We start from the raw sequence: 15,780 nt of genomic DNA, 5'->3' as shown, positions 1-15,780 counted from the left end.
GCGCTGAGGCCGGGGCGGGGCGACAGGGCGGCGTTACGCTGTGCCCAGCCGCTTGCCGACCCCTTGCCGGGCCTGCAGCGGCCGCCACCACGCGTCGTTGTCGAGATACCAGCGCACGGTCCGGCGCAGCCCTTCTTCCAGCGTGACGGACGGGCGCCAGCCCAGCTCGTCGCGGATGCGCGACGGGTCGATGGCATAGCGCAGGTCATGGCCCGGCCTGTCGGTAACAAAGGTGATCTGCTCGGCATAGGGCTGCGCGGCGGGGCGCATCTCGTCGAGCAGGGCGCAGATCAGGCGCACGATGTCGATGTTGCGCGCCTCGTTCTCGCCGCCGATGTTATAGCTGCGCCCGGTCTTGCCCTGTTGCAGAACCAGCAGCAGCGCGTCGGCGTGATCCTCGACATAAAGCCAGTCCCGCACGTTCTCTCCGGCGCCATAGACCGGGATCGGCAACCCGGCGATGGCGTTCAGGATCACCACGGGGATCAGCTTTTCGGGGAAGTGATAGGGGCCGTAGTTGTTCGAGCAATTGGTCAGCACGACCGGCAGGCCATAGGTCTCACCCCAGGCGCGGACCAGATGGTCACTGGCGGCTTTCGATGCGGAATAGGGGCTGCGCGGGTCGTAAGGGGTGGTTTCGGTGAACATCCCCGTCGGCCCGAGCGAGCCGAAGACTTCATCCGTGGAGATATGGTGGAAACGGAAATTGTCTGACTTTCCACTTTCCTGCCAATAGGCCCGAGCCGCTTGCAGCAGGGTGTAGGTGCCCGTCACATTGGTGTCGATAAACGCGCCGGGGCCGTCGATGGATCGGTCTACATGGCTTTCGGCAGCAAGGTGCATCACGGCATCAGGACGGTGGCGCTGGAAAATATCCGTGAGCGCTTCGGCGTCACATATGTTTGCCTTTTCAAACGAATACGCAGGGTTCTGATCGACGCTGGCGACGTTTTCCAGGCAGGCTGCATAGGTCAGACAATCGACATTGACCACCCCGTGGCCCTGGGCAATTGCCCGCCGAACAACAGCCGAGCCGATAAAGCCCGCCCCCCGGTTACAAGCAGTTTCATGCGGGCTCCCAGGTGAAGGGTGAGGTCCAGTCAGCGAGGGCGGGGGCGGCTTTATCTTTGTCAGACAATTGAATATCTGACATTTCAACGCCCCATTCCACACCCACAGACGCAAAATGCACGGCGCCGTCGCACTCGGGTGCGTAATGGTCGGTGCATTTGTAGATGATCTCGGTGTCAGGTTCGCGCGTGACAAAACCGTGCAGAAAGCCTGCAGGGATCCACAGCTGGCGACCATTCTCGGCGCTTAATTCTTCGCTCACCGAGTGCCCGTAGGTCGGCGAGCCGCGGCGCACGTCCACGGCAACGTCCAGCAACCGCCCGCGCCCGCAGCGGACCAGCTTGCCCTGAGCATGCGGCGGCGATTGATAGTGCAGGCCACGCAGCGTGCCGATGCGGGCGCTCAGCGAATGATTGTCCTGCACGAACTCTGGCAGATCCAGCCCGGCGGCGCGCAGCGTCTTGCGGTTCCAGCTTTCGCTGAACCAGCCGCGGGCATCGCCAAAGCGGCGCGGGGTCAGGATGAGGACGCCGGGAAGCGCGGTTTCTTCAATCTGCATCGAGAGGCCTTTGGCTTGGTCGTTTCGGTTTACCGCGAGAGCACGCGTGTGAACAAGGCGCGATGGTGATCGGTTGGCGCTAGACGACCCCGGCGCGCAGGCAGTCGTGCAGATGCAGGATGCCCAGCGGGGTGCCTGTCACGTCGGTGACAAAAAGCGCAGTGATCTTGTGTGCGTTCATCACCGCCAGCGCCTCGGCTGCCAGCGTCTCGGGGCGCACTGTGATCGGATTGCGGGTGGCCACGGTTTGCGCCGTGCGCCCCATCAGCCCGTCCATGTTGCGCCGCAGGTCGCCATCGGTGATCACGCCGGTCAGCGCGCCGGCGGCATCGACAACCCCGGCCACGCCAAACCCGCGTGACGTCATGGTCAGGATCACTTCGGTCATCGGTTGGGTGGTGCTCACCAGCGGCAGGCTGTCTGCACCGTGCATCAGCTGCGCGGCCTTGGCCAGCCGGGCACCCAGTTTGCCACCGGGATGATAGGTGCGGAAATGTTCAGGCTTGAAGGCGCGGGCCTCCATCAGGGCAACGGCGAGCGCATCGCCCAAGGCCAGCGTCAGTGTGGTCGAGGTCGTGGGGGCCATGCCGATCGAGCAGGCCTCGGGCAGGTCGGGCAGGGTCAGCTTGCAGGTGGCGGTGCGCATCAGCGAGCTGTCGTCGCGCTTTGAGATGCCAACAATCGGGATGCTGAAGCGGACGCAATGGGCGATGATATCGCCCAGTTCCGAGGTCTCGCCCGAGTTCGAGATCAGGATGCAGGTGTCCTGCGGCGTCACCATGCCCAGATCGCCGTGGCTGGCTTCGGCGGGGTGGACAAAGAAGGACGGCGTTCCGGTCGAGGCAAGCGTGGCGGCGATCTTGCGGCCGATATGGCCGGATTTGCCCATCCCCGACACGATCACCCGGCCGGTACGGTCCAGGATCAGTTGCACAGCGGCAGGCAGGTCCGCAGGCAGGTCGGTCGAGAGGGCCATCAGGGCCTCGGCTTCGACCTGAAGCACGCGCCGCGCGACGGCAGCGGTATCAACCGAAACAATCGTGTTCAAAGCCATGTCTCAATCCTTACAGCGAGAACGGAGGCCCGGGCAGGGCCTGCGTTTGACGTCACACCCGGGATGCCGGGCGATGTCGACGGGCGACGGCCAGCTGTTCCTCGCATGTTTGAGCGCCAAGGTGTAGAGGCTGCGGTGCACGCAAGGCGCGATCGGCGGCGGTCAGTCCGGGCTGAACCAGACGGCGCTGGTGAGGATTCTGTCGGATCAGATCGCTTTGGCTGCGGGTGCCGGTGCGGGCGAAGAGCGACTTCGAGCAGCTGCGTGTGGTCTCGATGGTCCAGCCGAGGTGTGCGGCGCATTCCGCCAGTGACAGCCCGTCGCAGAGCAGGGCCGCCAGCCGTGTTTCGCTGGGTTTGAGGTCGAACGCTGCGCCCAAGGCAGGCTGTGCAAGGTGTCGGGCGCTGGGGGCCCGTCGCAACAGCGCGCGCAGGGTCGGCTCGAGCCCCGGCGCGCGGGGCGCAAGGCCGGGGAGCAGCGACAGTTGCAACAGCGGGGATCGTTCCAGTGTCAGGATCTGCGGGTCGGCCCCCGGGAGCAGCGCCCGGTCGATCCTGCGGCGCAGATCACGGGCGAGCGTGGCGTCGCGAAAGTCGAGCCGGTTGTCGAGCGTCAGGCGCAGCGCAGGGGTGGCGGCGATCAGCGCGCGCGCGCCGTCGTCGCTGGCGCTGACGCGGGCGGTGGCGTCGAGCCAGAGCCAGCCCGCGCCAAGATCCTGCGCGGCGCGGGCGCTTTGCTGGGCACGGGCGCGTTCGCCCGCCAGCGCCAGCCATGTCTCAACCGCCTGAGCGAGATGGGGCGCGAGATTGCTGAGTTTGACGCCGTCAATCGCGTCAAACTCGGGCCGGGTTGTGGTGATGACCAGCCACGCCTGCATGTCCCCGCGCGGCGATACGCGCAGGGCGCGCAGGGGTGTGGTTGCCCCCGCGATCTCGCCCTGACCATAGACCCGGCCCGTGCGCAGCCCCTCAAGCGGCGGCAGAGTGGCGGCGGGGTCGGTGCTGTAGGTCAGCGTGTCGCTGCCCGCCGCGATCCGCAGATGGGCGGCCTGTGCCCGGGTCAGGGCGATGAGCGCGTCAAGAAACGCGCCCCAAGGGGGGCGATGTCGGCGGGTTGCGCTGCACAAGAATAGAGCAGGCGCAGGGTTTCGACGTCTTGGCTGCGTCCCAGCATGCGGGGGTTTTCGCTTTTGTGATGGCATACCTCCCATATGGGGGGTTCCGCCTTGTAGTGCCGCTGTTAGGTGGGGGTCAACATCGATGCGTCAAACGACAAGGAACCGGCAATGTCCGCGAAGACTCTGACCCACCTGCAGCGGCTGGAAGCCGAAAGCATCCACATCATGCGCGAAGTCGTTGCCGAGGCTGAGAAGCCGGTGATGCTGTATAGCGTCGGCAAGGACAGCGCGGTGATGCTGCATCTGGCGAAGAAGGCCTTCTACCCGTCGCCGCCGCCGTTTCCGCTGCTGCATGTCGATACGACGTGGAAATTTCAGGACATGTACAAGCTGCGCGACAAGGCCGCCGCCGAGGCGGGCATGGAGCTGCTGGTCTATCAGAACCCCGAGGCGAAAGAGCGTGGCATCAACCCGTTCGACCACGGCGCGCTGCACACCGATATGTGGAAGACCGAAGGGCTGAAGCAGGCGCTGGACCTCTACGGGTTCGATGCAGCCTTTGGCGGCGCACGGCGCGATGAGGAAAAGAGCCGGGCAAAGGAGCGGGTGTTCTCGTTCCGCTCGGCCAACCACCGCTGGGATCCCAAAAGCCAGCGCCCCGAGCTGTGGCGCCTGTATAACGCTCGCAAGGCCAAGGGTGAGAGCATGCGGGTCTTCCCGATCTCGAACTGGACCGAGCTGGACATCTGGCAATACATCCATCTGGAAGGCATTGAAATCGTGCCGCTTTACTTCAGCGCCCCGCGTCCGACCGTGGTGCGGGACGGGCTGACGCTGATGGTCGACGACGACCGTTTCCCGCTGCGTGACGGCGAGGTGCCGGTGATGCGCTCGATCCGCTTCCGCACGCTGGGCTGCTACCCGCTGACCGGTGCGGTCGAGAGCGAGGCCAAGACGCTGCCCGAGGTCATTCAGGAGATGCTGCTGACCACGACCTCGGAACGGCAAGGCCGGGCGATCGACCATGATCAGGCCGCCTCGATGGAGAAGAAGAAGCAGGAAGGCTATTTCTGAGCCGCCGCTTTCTTTCAAGCAATTTCAACACCCTCTGAGGTGACTACATGACCGATCCTATCTACAAGACCGACGCGCTGATCGCGGAAAACATCGACGCTTATCTGGAAACCCACCAGCACAAGACCATGCTGCGCTTCATCACCTGCGGGTCGGTGGATGACGGCAAATCGACGCTGATCGGGCGGCTGCTGTATGATTCAAAGATGATCTTTGAGGACCAGCTGGCAGCACTGGAAGCCGACAGCAAGCGCGTGGGCACGCAGGGGCAAGAGATCGACTTTGCGCTCTTGGTCGATGGGCTGGCCGCCGAGCGCGAGCAGGGCATCACCATCGACGTGGCCTACCGCTTTTTCGCGACCGAGAAGCGCAAGTTCATCGTCGCCGACACGCCCGGCCACGAGCAATACACCCGCAACATGGTGACGGGTGCCTCGACCGCCGATCTGGCGGTGATCCTGATCGACGCGCGCAAGGGCGTGCTGACCCAGACCCGCCGTCACAGCTATCTGGTCAATCTGCTGGGCATCCGCCACATCGTGCTGGCGGTGAACAAGATGGATCTGGTGGGCTATGATCAGGCCACCTATGACCAGATCGTTGCCGATTACCGCGCTTTTGCCACCAGCATCGGCATCAAGGACTTCACCGCGATTCCGATTTCGGGCTTCAAGGGCGACAACATCACCGCGCCCAGCGAGAAGACGCCGTGGTACAGCGGCCCGTCGCTGCTGCCCTATCTTGAGGCGGTCGAGGTCAACATCACCGCCGATCAGGAGCAGCCGTTCCGCATGTCGGTGCAGTGGGTGAACCGGCCCAATCTGGATTTCCGGGGTTTCTCGGGGATGATTGCCAGCGGGTCGGTCAAGCCGGGCGATGCGGTGCGGGTGCTGCCGTCGGGCAAGACATCGACCATCGCGCGCATTGTGGCGTACGGCGGTGACAAGGACGAGGCGGTGGCGGGCGAATCCGTCACGCTGACGCTGGCCGACGAGATCGACTGCTCGCGCGGGCAGGTGATTGTCGCGTCCAAGGCACCGCTGGAGGTGGCGGACCAGTTCGAGGCCAGCGTCGTCTGGATGGACGAGAACGAGATGGTCGCCGGCCGGGCCTATTGGCTCAAGATCGGTGCGCAGATGGTGTCGGCCAAGGTGGCGCAGCCCAAGTATGAGGTGGACGTCAACACGCAGGAACATTTGGCGGCCAAGACGCTGGACCTGAACTCGATCGGCGTGGCAACGATCACCACCGACCGCGAGATCCCCTTTGCGCCCTATGCCGAAAGCCGCGATCTGGGCGGGTTCATCCTGATCGACAAGATCACCAACCACACGGTCGCTGCCGGGATCATCCATTTCTCGCTGCGCCGGGCGTCGAACATCCATTGGCAGGCCACGGACATTGGCCGCGATCACCACGCCGCGATGAAGCACCAGAAACCGGCCGTGGTCTGGCTGACCGGGTTGTCGGGGTCGGGCAAGTCGACCATCGGCAACGCGCTGGAGAAAAAGCTGGCGCGGATGAACCGGCATACGTTCCTGCTGGACGGCGACAACGTGCGGCACGGGTTGAACAAGGATCTGGGCTTTACCGAGGCTGACCGCGTGGAAAACGTCCGCCGGGTCGGCGAAGTGGCGCGTCTGATGACCGATGCGGGGTTGATCGTTGTCACGGCCTTCATCTCGCCCTTCCGGTCCGAGCGCGACATGGTGCGCGGGATGATGGAGCCAGGCGAGTTCATCGAGGTCTTCGTCGACACGCCGCTGAGCGTGGCGGAAGAGCGCGACGTGAAGGGGCTGTATGCCAAGGCACGCTCGGGTCAGCTGAAGAACTTCACGGGCATCGATTCGCCCTATGAAGCGCCCGACAATGCCGAGATCCGCATTGATACGACCGCGATGACGGCGGATGAGGCTGCGGACAAGATCATCGAACGCCTGATCCCCTGAGGCGTGCGCCTTGCAAGAACCGCCGCCGGGTTAACCGCCCGGCGGCGTTTTGCGTTTGGGGGCGGCTGTGGACATGCCGCAATTCTGCGCAAATGCCCGGGAAGTTGGCGGTAACGGGCCGAGTTTTGCGTTTCCCGGTGGCACAGGGCGCGTGGGGGCCTAAGGTAAAGGCAAATCACCGACAAGGTTGAAACATGGCCATCTACGCGTCCATCCACCATCTGACCCATTATACTTATGACCGTCCGGTCACATTGGGACCGCAGATCATCCGGCTCAGGCCCGCGCCACATTCGCGCACGCGGGTGATCTCGCATTCGCTCAAGGTCAGCCCGGCGGGGCATTTCGTGAACCACCAGCAAGACCCCTATGGTAACTGGCTGGCGCGTTTTGTGTTCCCCGAGCCGGTGACCGAATTCAAGATCGAGGTCGATCTGACCGCCGACATGACGGTCTACAACCCGTTCGATTTTTTCGTCGAGGAAAGCGCCGAGCACTGGCCGTTCGAGTACCCCGAAGAGCTGCGCGCCGATCTGTCGATCTACCGGCAGCCTGAGCCGGAAGGCCCGCTGCTGGCGCAGCTGATCGGGGGCCTGGACTATTCGCGCCAACGCACGGTGGACATGCTGGTCGGGCTGAACGCCAAGATTGCGGGCGTGGTCAACTATACCATCCGCATGGAGCCGGGGGTGCAGACGCCCGAGGAGACGCTGGGGATCGGCTCGGGCTCGTGCCGCGACTCTTCTTGGCTGCTGGTGCAGGTGCTGCGGCATCTGGGCTTTGCGGCGCGGTTCGTGTCGGGCTATCTGATCCAGCTGAAAGCGGATGTGAAATCGCTCGACGGTCCTTCGGGCACCGAGAATGACTTCACCGACCTGCACGCCTGGGTCGAGGTGTTCCTGCCCGGCGCGGGCTGGATCGGGCTTGATCCGACCTCGGGCCTGTTCACCGGCGAAAGCCATATCCCGCTGGCCGCGACCCCGCATTACCAGAACGCGGCACCGATCAGTGGCGGGTATACGGCGCAAGGGACGCTGAAGACCGATTTCGCCTTCGACATGACCGTCACCCGCGTGGCCGAGCATCCGCGCATCACCAAGCCGTTCTCGGATGAAAGCTGGGACCGGCTGAACGCGCTGGGCAAGCAGGTTGATGAAAGCCTGACCAAGGGCGATGTGCGCCTGACCATGGGCGGCGAGCCGACCTTCGTGTCGGTCGATGATTTCGAGAGCGCCGAGTGGAACACCGACGCCGTCGGCCCGCAAAAGCGCGCGCTGGCCGATGATCTGATCCGCCGGCTGCGCGGGCGGTTCGCGCCGGGCGGGTTCCTGCATTACGGGCAGGGCAAGTGGTATCCGGGTGAAAGCCTGCCGCGCTGGACCTTCTCGCTGTACTGGCGGCGCGACGGGCAGCCGGTGTGGAAGAACCCCGAGCTGGTGGCGCGTGAAAGCCAGCCCAAGCCGCATGGTTCGGTCGAGGCAGGGCAGTTCATGGAGCGCTTTGCCGAGCAGTTGGGCATCCAGAAGCATTACGCCCAGCCCGCCTATGAGGATCCGGCCGAGTGGATCCTGAAGGAAGCGCAGCTGCCGTCGAACGTGACGCCCGAGAATTCCAAGCTGAAAAACCCCGAGGACCGGGCACGCTATGCCCGCGTGTTTGACCGCGGGCTGACCGAGGCGTCGGGTTATGTGCTGCCGATCCAGCGCTGGCAGAGCAAGGCCACGGCCTCGCATTGGCGGTCCGAGATGTGGAAACCCCGGCGCGGCAAGCTGTTTCTGGTGCCCGGTGACAGCCCGGTGGGCTTCCGCCTGCCGCTGGGCGCGCTGCCCTATGTGCCGCCCGCGCAGTATCCCTATTCGTATCCCGCCGACACCACGCTGCCCTATGCCGCCCTGCCCGATTTCCATGAGGCGATTCAGGCGCGGCGCAGCAAGGTGCAGGAGGAAATCGACCGGCTTGCGGCGGAAGAGGCCGAGCGCGACGCGCTGGAAGCCGCCGAGCGCAAGGCGATGCTGCCCGGCGTGACCGATCAGCATGACCAGAAAGTCACCCGCAGCGCCGAGGATGACAGCGACAAGCAGGCGGTGAACGAGCAGGGCGTTGATCCGGTGACGGGGGCGGTGCGCACGGCGATTGCGATCGAGCCGCGTGACGGGCGGCTCAACCTGTTCATGCCGCCCTGCGACACGCTTGAGGATTATCTCGAACTGCTGGCCGCGGCTGAGGTGACGGCGCAAGAGCTGAACCTGCCGATCCATATCGAAGGCTACGCGCCGCCGAACGATCCGCGTCTGAACGTGATCCGCGTGGCCCCCGATCCGGGGGTGATCGAGGTGAACATCCACCCGGCGCATAGCTGGGAGGATTGTGTCGCGACGACCGAGGCGATTTATGACGAGGCCCGTAACTCGCGGCTGGGGGCCGATAAATTCATGATCGACGGGCGGCATACCGGCACCGGTGGCGGCAATCATGTGGTGGTGGGCGGGGCAGTGACGACGGATTCGCCGTTCCTGCGGCGGCCCGATCTGCTCAAATCGCTGATCCTGATCTGGCAGCGGCACCCCAGCCTCAGCTATCTGTTCTCGGGGCTGTTCATCGGTCCGACCAGCCAGGCCCCGCGCATCGACGAAGCGCGGCACGATACGCTCTATGAGCTGGAGATCGCGCTGGACCAGATCGGCGATCCGGTGCAGGGCGGCAATCTGCCGCCGCCGTGGCTGATCGACCGGCTCTTGCGCAACATGCTGACCGATGTGACCGGCAACACCCACCGCGCCGAGATCTGCATCGACAAGCTCTATTCACCCGATGGACCGACGGGCCGTCTGGGTCTGGTCGAGTTCCGCGGCTTCGAGATGCCGCCGCATCCGCGCATGTCGCTGGCGCAGCAACTGCTGCTGCGGGCGATCATTGCGCGCTGCTGGAACAGCCCGGTCATCGGCAAACCGGTGCGCTGGGGCACGGTGCTGCACGACCGCTTCATGCTGCCGCATTACTTGTGGGAAGACCTGCTCAGCCTGCTGGGCGACCTGCGCCAGAACGGGTTCGACTTCGATCCCGTCTGGTTCGAGGCGCAATCCGAGTTCCGCTTCCCGTTCTGCGGTCAGCTTGAGGTCGAGGGCGTGCATCTGGAGGTCCGTCAGGCGCTGGAGCCGTGGCATGTACTGGGCGAGACCGGTGCGATTGGCGGCACGGTGCGCTATACGGACAGCTCGGTCGAGCGGTTGCAGGTCAAGCTGACGACGCTGCATCAGGACCGCTACCGGGTGATGGTCAACCAGCGGCCCGTGCCGCTGGCGCGCACGCAGACCTCGGGCGTGTCGGTGGGCGGGGTGCGCTACAAGGCGTGGCAACCGGCGGAATCGCTGCATCCGGTGTTGCCCGTTAACACGCCCTTGGTGTTTGACATCTACGATGACTGGACCGGGCGCGCACTGGCGGGCTGCACCTATCATGTGGCGCATCCGGGGGGCGCAATTATGACACGTTCCCGGTCAATGCTTATGAGGCGGAAGCGCGGCGTCTTGCGCGGTTCGAACCCTTCGGGCACACCGCAGGATCGTATCGCCCGGCGCCCGAGACGCCGCATCCTGAATTCCCACTCACGCTGGACTTGCGCCGTCCAGCGGGTCTGCACTGACACGTCAGGTGCCTTATGCCACCGTCCGCTGTGAAAAAAACGCGCGACATCTTTGCCGATTACGGGCTGACGCCCGGCGTCGCCGATGAGCTGTTTGACGGGGCCGGGCGGATGCGCCCGGTCTGGCAGCGTTTTGTCGAACGGTTTGCCCGGCTGAGCGTGACGGATCTGGCCGCACGGTTTGAGCGCGGCAATGCCTATCTGCGCGATACCGGGGTTTATTACCGGCAATACACCGGCGATCCGCTGGCCGAACGGGACTGGCCACTGGCACCGATCCCGGTGATCCTGCACGACAGCGAATGGGACGAGATCTGCACTGGTCTTGCGCAGCGGGCCGATCTGCTTGAAGCGGTCGTCGCCGATCTTTACGGCCCCGGTCGGCTGGTGAGCGAGGGGCATCTGCCCGCCTCGCTGATCGCCGGGTCGCCGCAATGGCTGCGCCCCATGGTCGGGGTCGCGCCTGCGGGCGGGCATTTCCTGCATCATCTGGCGTTCGAGATCGGGCGCTCGCCCGATGGGTCGTGGCTGGTGCTGGGTGACCGGCTCGAAGCGCCGTCGGGCGCCGGCTTTGCGCTGGAAAACCGCATGGCCACCGGGCGGATCTTCCCCGAGCGGTTCCCGCGCGCCTATATTCACCGGCTGGCCAGCTTCTTCCTCGATTTCCGCGCGACGCTGGACCGGCTGGCGACGGCGGGCGGTAACCCCTTGGCCGGGGCGGCAATTCTGACGCCGGGGCCGTCGAACGATACCTATTACGAGCATACCTATATCGCGCGCTATCTGGGCCTGATGCTGCTGGAAGGCGAGGATCTGCTGGTCGAGAACGGCGAGGCGATGGTGCGCACGATCGAGGGGCCAAAGCCGCTGGGCGTGCTCTGGCGGCGCATTGACGCCGGCTTTGCCGATCCGCTGGAGCTGAACGCGCAAAGCCATATCGGCACGCCGGGTCTAGTTGAGGCCGCGCGGCAAGGCAAGCTGGCGATGGTCAACGCGCTGGGCTCGGGCGTGCTGGAAATGCGTGCGATGATGGCGTTTTTGCCGCGTATCGCGCAGGTGTTGCAGGGGCAGCCACTGGCGCTGCCCAACATCGCGACATGGTGGTGTGGCGGGGCCAAGGAGCGGGCCTATGTGCGCCAGAACGCGCACAAGATGCTGATCGGTCCGGCTTCGACTATCGACCTGCCGTTTGACGTCACGGCGCGCTCGGCGCTGGGCGGGCAATTCGCGGGCGGGGTCAAGGGCAAGCTGGCCGACTGGATCGAGGCGCAGGGCGCGGCACTGGTCGGGCAAGAGGCGGTGGCGCTGTCCACGACGCCCGCCTGGGTCACCGAGCCGGGCGAGACGCTGGCCGAAGGCCGCCTGCAACCGCGCCCGATGACGGTGCGGGTGTTTGCGACGCGCACGCCGCAGGGCTGGCGGTTCATGAAGGGCGGCTATGCGCGCATCGGGCGTTCGGGCGATGCGACGGCGCTGGCGATGCAAAAGGGCGGCTCGGTCGCCGATGTGTGGATCGTCTCGGACCGGCTGGTGCCCAAAGTGTCGCTGCAACCCAGCGCGGGGGCGCCGTTCCGCCGGGCCAGCCCGGGCGTGGTGCCGGCGCGGGCGGCGGATAACCTGTTCTGGCTAGGCCGCTACATCGAGCGGACCGAGGATGCGGCGCGGCTGATCCGAGCCTATCATCTGCGGCTGGCGGCGACGGACAACCCGGCGGACCCGCTGCTGCGGCGGCTCAGGGCCTTCCTGGGTGGCTACGGCGTTGATATTGCGCAACCGATGCCCGATGCGCTGCTGGACCGGATCAGCGTGGCGCGGTCGTGCGCCGCCAAGGTGCGCGATCGCTTTTCGGTCGATGGCTGGGCAGCCGTGGTCGATCTGGACCGCACGGCCAAGACGACGCTGCGTGACATCAAGCCCGGCGATGATGCGGCGCGGGCGATGGGCATTCTGGTGCGCAAGCTGTCGGGCTTCTCGGGGCTGGTGCAAGACAACATGTACCGCTTTCAGGGCTGGCGTTTCCTGACGCTGGGCCGGGCGCTGGAGCGGGCTGATGCGCTGACTGCCTTGTTGCACGGGTTGACGGATGCTGACGCGCCCGAGGGGGCGCTCGATCTGGCAGTCGAGGTCGCCGACAGCGTGATCACCCACCGCCGTCGCTATTCGGTGGAAACGTCACGCGATACGGTCATTGACCTGCTGGCGCTGGATGCGGACAACCCGCGCTCGGTCCTGTTCCAGATGCAGGTGATGCGCGCGCAGGCATCGGCGCTGCCCAATGCGCTGGATAACGGGCGCTTGTCGCCGTTGCTGCGGGCAATCGTGCCGCTGGAGTCGCTGCTCAGCGTGGTCAGCCCCGAAAAGATCGACGCGGATCAGCTTTTGCACATCCGCGCCGAGCTGGCAGGCGTTTCTGACCTGATCACGGCGGCGTATCTGCGCTAAGTATGCGTCATGATCTATGACATCGCCCTGACGATCGACTACGACTACGCGGCTCCGTCGGACCGCTCGCGCACGCTGGTGCGGTTGATGGCACCCAGCCTGCCGGGCGAACAGCAGGTGCTGTCGCAGCGCCTGACGCTTGAGCCCCGGCCCGACGAACAGCGGGAGATGAAAGATTTCTTCGGCAACGCCACGACGACGGCCGTCTGGCATCGCCCGATCGAGGCGCTGGCCCTGACCCTGGCGCTGAAGGTCGAGCGACTGGCCCCTGTCGAGGGGGCCGATCTGTCGCCGCTGCTGCGCGATTTGGATGACGCCTTGGCGGGGTGCACGGATCTCGGGCCCGACTCGCCGCATCATTTTCGGGGTCCGTCGGCCCGTGTGCCCGAGGTGTCTGAGATTTCGGCCTTTGCGCGCAAGGCCGTCGGCAAAGGCATGACAACGCGGCAGGCAATCGAGACGCTGGGCGGCGCGCTGCATCGTGCGATGGCGTTCGACGCCGAGGCAACTTCGGTCGAGACCGGCCCGGCGGAAGCGTTCGCGCAGCGCAGCGGGGTTTGTCAGGACTTTGCGCATGTGATGATCGCGGGGCTGCGCGCGCTGGGGATACCGGCGGGCTATGTCTCGGGTTTCCTGCGCACCTTGCCGCCGCCGGGTGAACCCCGGCTGGAGGGCGCGGATGCGATGCACGCCTGGGTTCGGGCCTGGGCCGGGCCGGTGACCGGCTGGATCGAGTTTGACCCGACCAACGATCAGCCCGCCGGTGTGGATTACATCACCGTTGCACGCGGGCGCGACTACCGCGATGTGTCGCCGGTTATGGGCGTGATGCGCACCACGGGTGGGCAGGACAGCCGCCATTCGGTCGATGTGGTGCCCGCTGACGAAAGCTGACATCAGGCCTGTTGCACGCGGCCGTGTTGCGCGGGGCTGTGTTGCGTTGGGCCGGACACTCCACGCTTCCTAGCGGGTCTGACCCTATGGTCCGCCTTCGACCAGGAGGCCGACATGGACGAGACATCCACCAATCTGAGCCTGCCGTATTTGCAGGCCGCGCAGGCGCAAAAGCACCTGACCCACAATGCCGCATTGGAAAAACTGGACCTGATCGTCCAGTTGAGCGTGCAAAGCTATTCGCAAAACACGCCGCCCCTGACCCCTCAAGAGGGGCAGGTCTGGGCTGTCGGCCCGGCGCCGGTCAACGACTGGGCGGGGCAGGCGGGTGCCTTGGCAGCCTATGCCAACGGCGGCTGGCTGTTTCTGGCACCCCAGACAGGCTGGCGCGCAACCCTCGAGACCGAGATCCGGGTCTGGGACGGCGCGGCCTGGGTCGCGCCCGATCTGCCCGATTTGCAGAATGTGCCGGGGGTGGGCGTCAACACCAGCTATGACAGCACCAACAAGCTGGCCGTGGCAGCGGCAGCGACGCTGATGACGCATGACGGTGCGGGCCACCAGCTGAAGGTCAACAAGGCGGCAAGTGGCGATACGGCATCGCTGGTGTTCCAGACCGGCTTTTCGGGCCGGGCCGAGATGGGAACGCTGGGCGACGACAGTTTCGGCGTCAAGGTCAGCCCGGACGGCACGGCCTGGACAACCGCGCTCAGCGTCGATGCCGCCACCAATGCCACGACAGTGGCCCAGCTGCTGCTGGGCACCGCGCTGTCCCCGGCACAAGGCGGCACCGGTGTCGCCAATGACGTCGCCGCAACCCTGACGCGGGTAGGCCATCATGCCGTGACGCTGACCACGACGGCGGCAACATCGCTGACACTGCCGATTGCGGGCACGCTGGCGACCCGTGACGGGACCGAGACGCTTGGCAACAAGACCCTGAGCGCGCCGGTGATCAACACGGGCGTCACCGGGACGGCGGTCACGCAGAGCGCGGTCGACACAACGGCGGGGCGTCTGCTCAAGACCGGGGATGCCGGGGTGCTGGGCGCGACGGCACCGACCATTTCGGATCTGGACGCCTTTCTTTATGGCGGCCTTGCCACGAACGGGGCGAACAGCGGCGCGACGGGACTGCCCGCGGCCTATTCCGGGATGGCGATTCAGTACATGCCGGCGTCTGTCGGCTCGGGCGCACAGTTTGCCGTTCGGGCCAATGGCGCGGATGCGACCGAGGCCTTCGTGCGCAACAGGGGGTCAAGCGTCTTTGGCGCCTGGGCGCGTTTGCTGCATACCCGCAACCTGTCAGGAGCGGTGTCGCAGTCCGGCGGGGTGCCGACGGGTGCGGTGATGGAATATGGCAGCAATGCCAACGGCAAATATGTTCGCTTGGCCAACGGCGTGCAGCTTTGCTGGCACACGCTGAGCCTTGGCGCGCCAACCGCCAACGGCGCGGGCACGCGCGCTGCACCGTTCTACACCAACAGCGCCGACTGGAGTTTGCCTGCGGCTTTTGCGGCGGCGCCCAAATTCATGGGCCTTGCGTGTCAGGGGGCTCCGGCGCCGATCGGGGATCGCATCTTCAACATCAGCTACGCAACGCTCACGACAACCGCCGTGACCTACATCCGCGCGCACCGCGCCAGCAGTGGCACCGATGCGACGGCCGTGGCGGCGGATGTCTTTGCTCTTGGTCTGTGGTTCTAAGGAGGAACGCATGCACATCACACTCTCTCCCTGTCAGGGTCTGCCCGGTGCCGCCGAAACAACTGTCTCGGTGATGAACGAGGTTCTGACCATTGACGGCGTGGCTTATGATCTTTCAGGCGTGCCTGAAGGCGGCGAAGGCAGGCCTGGGGGCGGCGATCATCCCTTTATCGGCGTCGTGACCCGGCAGGGCGGCGACATTCGATGCACGGTGCGGGTGATTTTGGGCGATGATGCCGCCCGCGATCAGCCGGAAAGCGGCTGGAGCGT

Annotated in this window: 9 protein-coding genes and 1 pseudogene; 6 read left to right on the top strand and 4 right to left on the bottom strand. The window is 65.5% G+C overall.

The features are described from left to right. Window positions 1–33: 33 nt before the first annotated feature. From rfbB to OKW52_RS17140, 4 genes and pseudogenes are all read right to left on the bottom strand, one after another. A pseudogene (gene rfbB, locus OKW52_RS17155) lies at window positions 34–1,070 on the bottom strand (dTDP-glucose 4,6-dehydratase). After that, a complete protein-coding gene (rfbC, locus tag OKW52_RS17150) occupies window positions 1,067–1,630 on the bottom strand; it encodes a dTDP-4-dehydrorhamnose 3,5-epimerase (RefSeq protein WP_264417364.1) in 564 nt (187 codons plus the stop codon). The pseudogene rfbB and the gene rfbC overlap by 4 nt, the downstream one beginning before the upstream one ends. Before the next feature lie 79 nt (window positions 1,631–1,709). Continuing rightward, complete coding sequence (locus OKW52_RS17145) at window positions 1,710–2,684, bottom strand: KpsF/GutQ family sugar-phosphate isomerase (protein ID WP_264417363.1); 975 nt, start codon at window positions 2,682–2,684, stop codon at window positions 1,710–1,712. 52 nt (window positions 2,685–2,736) lie between these two features. Then, window positions 2,737–3,810: a helix-turn-helix transcriptional regulator gene (locus tag OKW52_RS17140; RefSeq protein WP_264506800.1), complete on the bottom strand. Its 1,074-nt coding sequence runs from the start codon at window positions 3,808–3,810 to the stop codon at window positions 2,737–2,739. A 129-nt stretch (window positions 3,811–3,939) separates the two neighbouring features. Between OKW52_RS17140 and cysD the strand changes: the two genes are divergently transcribed. The 6 genes from cysD (at window position 3,940) to OKW52_RS17110 (ending at window position 15,510) form a co-directional block, all read left to right on the top strand. Next, the gene (cysD, locus tag OKW52_RS17135) at window positions 3,940–4,875 is read left to right on the top strand and encodes a sulfate adenylyltransferase subunit CysD (protein WP_264507730.1); all 936 of its coding nucleotides are present in this window, start codon (window positions 3,940–3,942) and stop codon (window positions 4,873–4,875) included. A 47-nt stretch (window positions 4,876–4,922) separates the two neighbouring features. Then, the gene (gene cysN / locus OKW52_RS17130) at window positions 4,923–6,824 is read left to right on the top strand and encodes a sulfate adenylyltransferase subunit CysN (RefSeq protein WP_264506799.1); all 1,902 of its coding nucleotides are present in this window, start codon (window positions 4,923–4,925) and stop codon (window positions 6,822–6,824) included. 194 nt (window positions 6,825–7,018) lie between these two features. Then, complete coding sequence (locus tag OKW52_RS17125) at window positions 7,019–10,501, top strand: transglutaminase family protein (RefSeq protein ID WP_455430310.1); 3,483 nt, start codon at window positions 7,019–7,021, stop codon at window positions 10,499–10,501. After that, entirely contained in the window at window positions 10,483–12,909 is a 2,427-nt protein-coding gene (locus tag OKW52_RS17120) for a circularly permuted type 2 ATP-grasp protein (RefSeq protein ID WP_264506798.1), read from the top strand. Before OKW52_RS17125 ends, OKW52_RS17120 begins: the two co-directional genes overlap by 19 nt. Window positions 12,910–12,918: 9 nt before the next feature. Further along, entirely contained in the window at window positions 12,919–13,803 is an 885-nt protein-coding gene (locus OKW52_RS17115; RefSeq protein WP_264506797.1) for a transglutaminase family protein, read from the top strand. 114 nt (window positions 13,804–13,917) lie between these two features. Continuing rightward, complete coding sequence (locus tag OKW52_RS17110; RefSeq protein WP_264506796.1) at window positions 13,918–15,510, top strand: DUF2793 domain-containing protein; 1,593 nt, start codon at window positions 13,918–13,920, stop codon at window positions 15,508–15,510. Window positions 15,511–15,780: the final 270 nt, after the last annotated feature.

Origin of the sequence: Pararhodobacter zhoushanensis (assembly GCF_025949695.1) — a bacterium.
Taxonomy (GTDB): Bacteria; Pseudomonadota; Alphaproteobacteria; order Rhodobacterales; family Rhodobacteraceae; genus Pararhodobacter; species Pararhodobacter zhoushanensis_A.
Note: the sequence above shows the minus strand (reverse complement) of the source record. Positions and strands in the feature narration are given on the sequence as shown.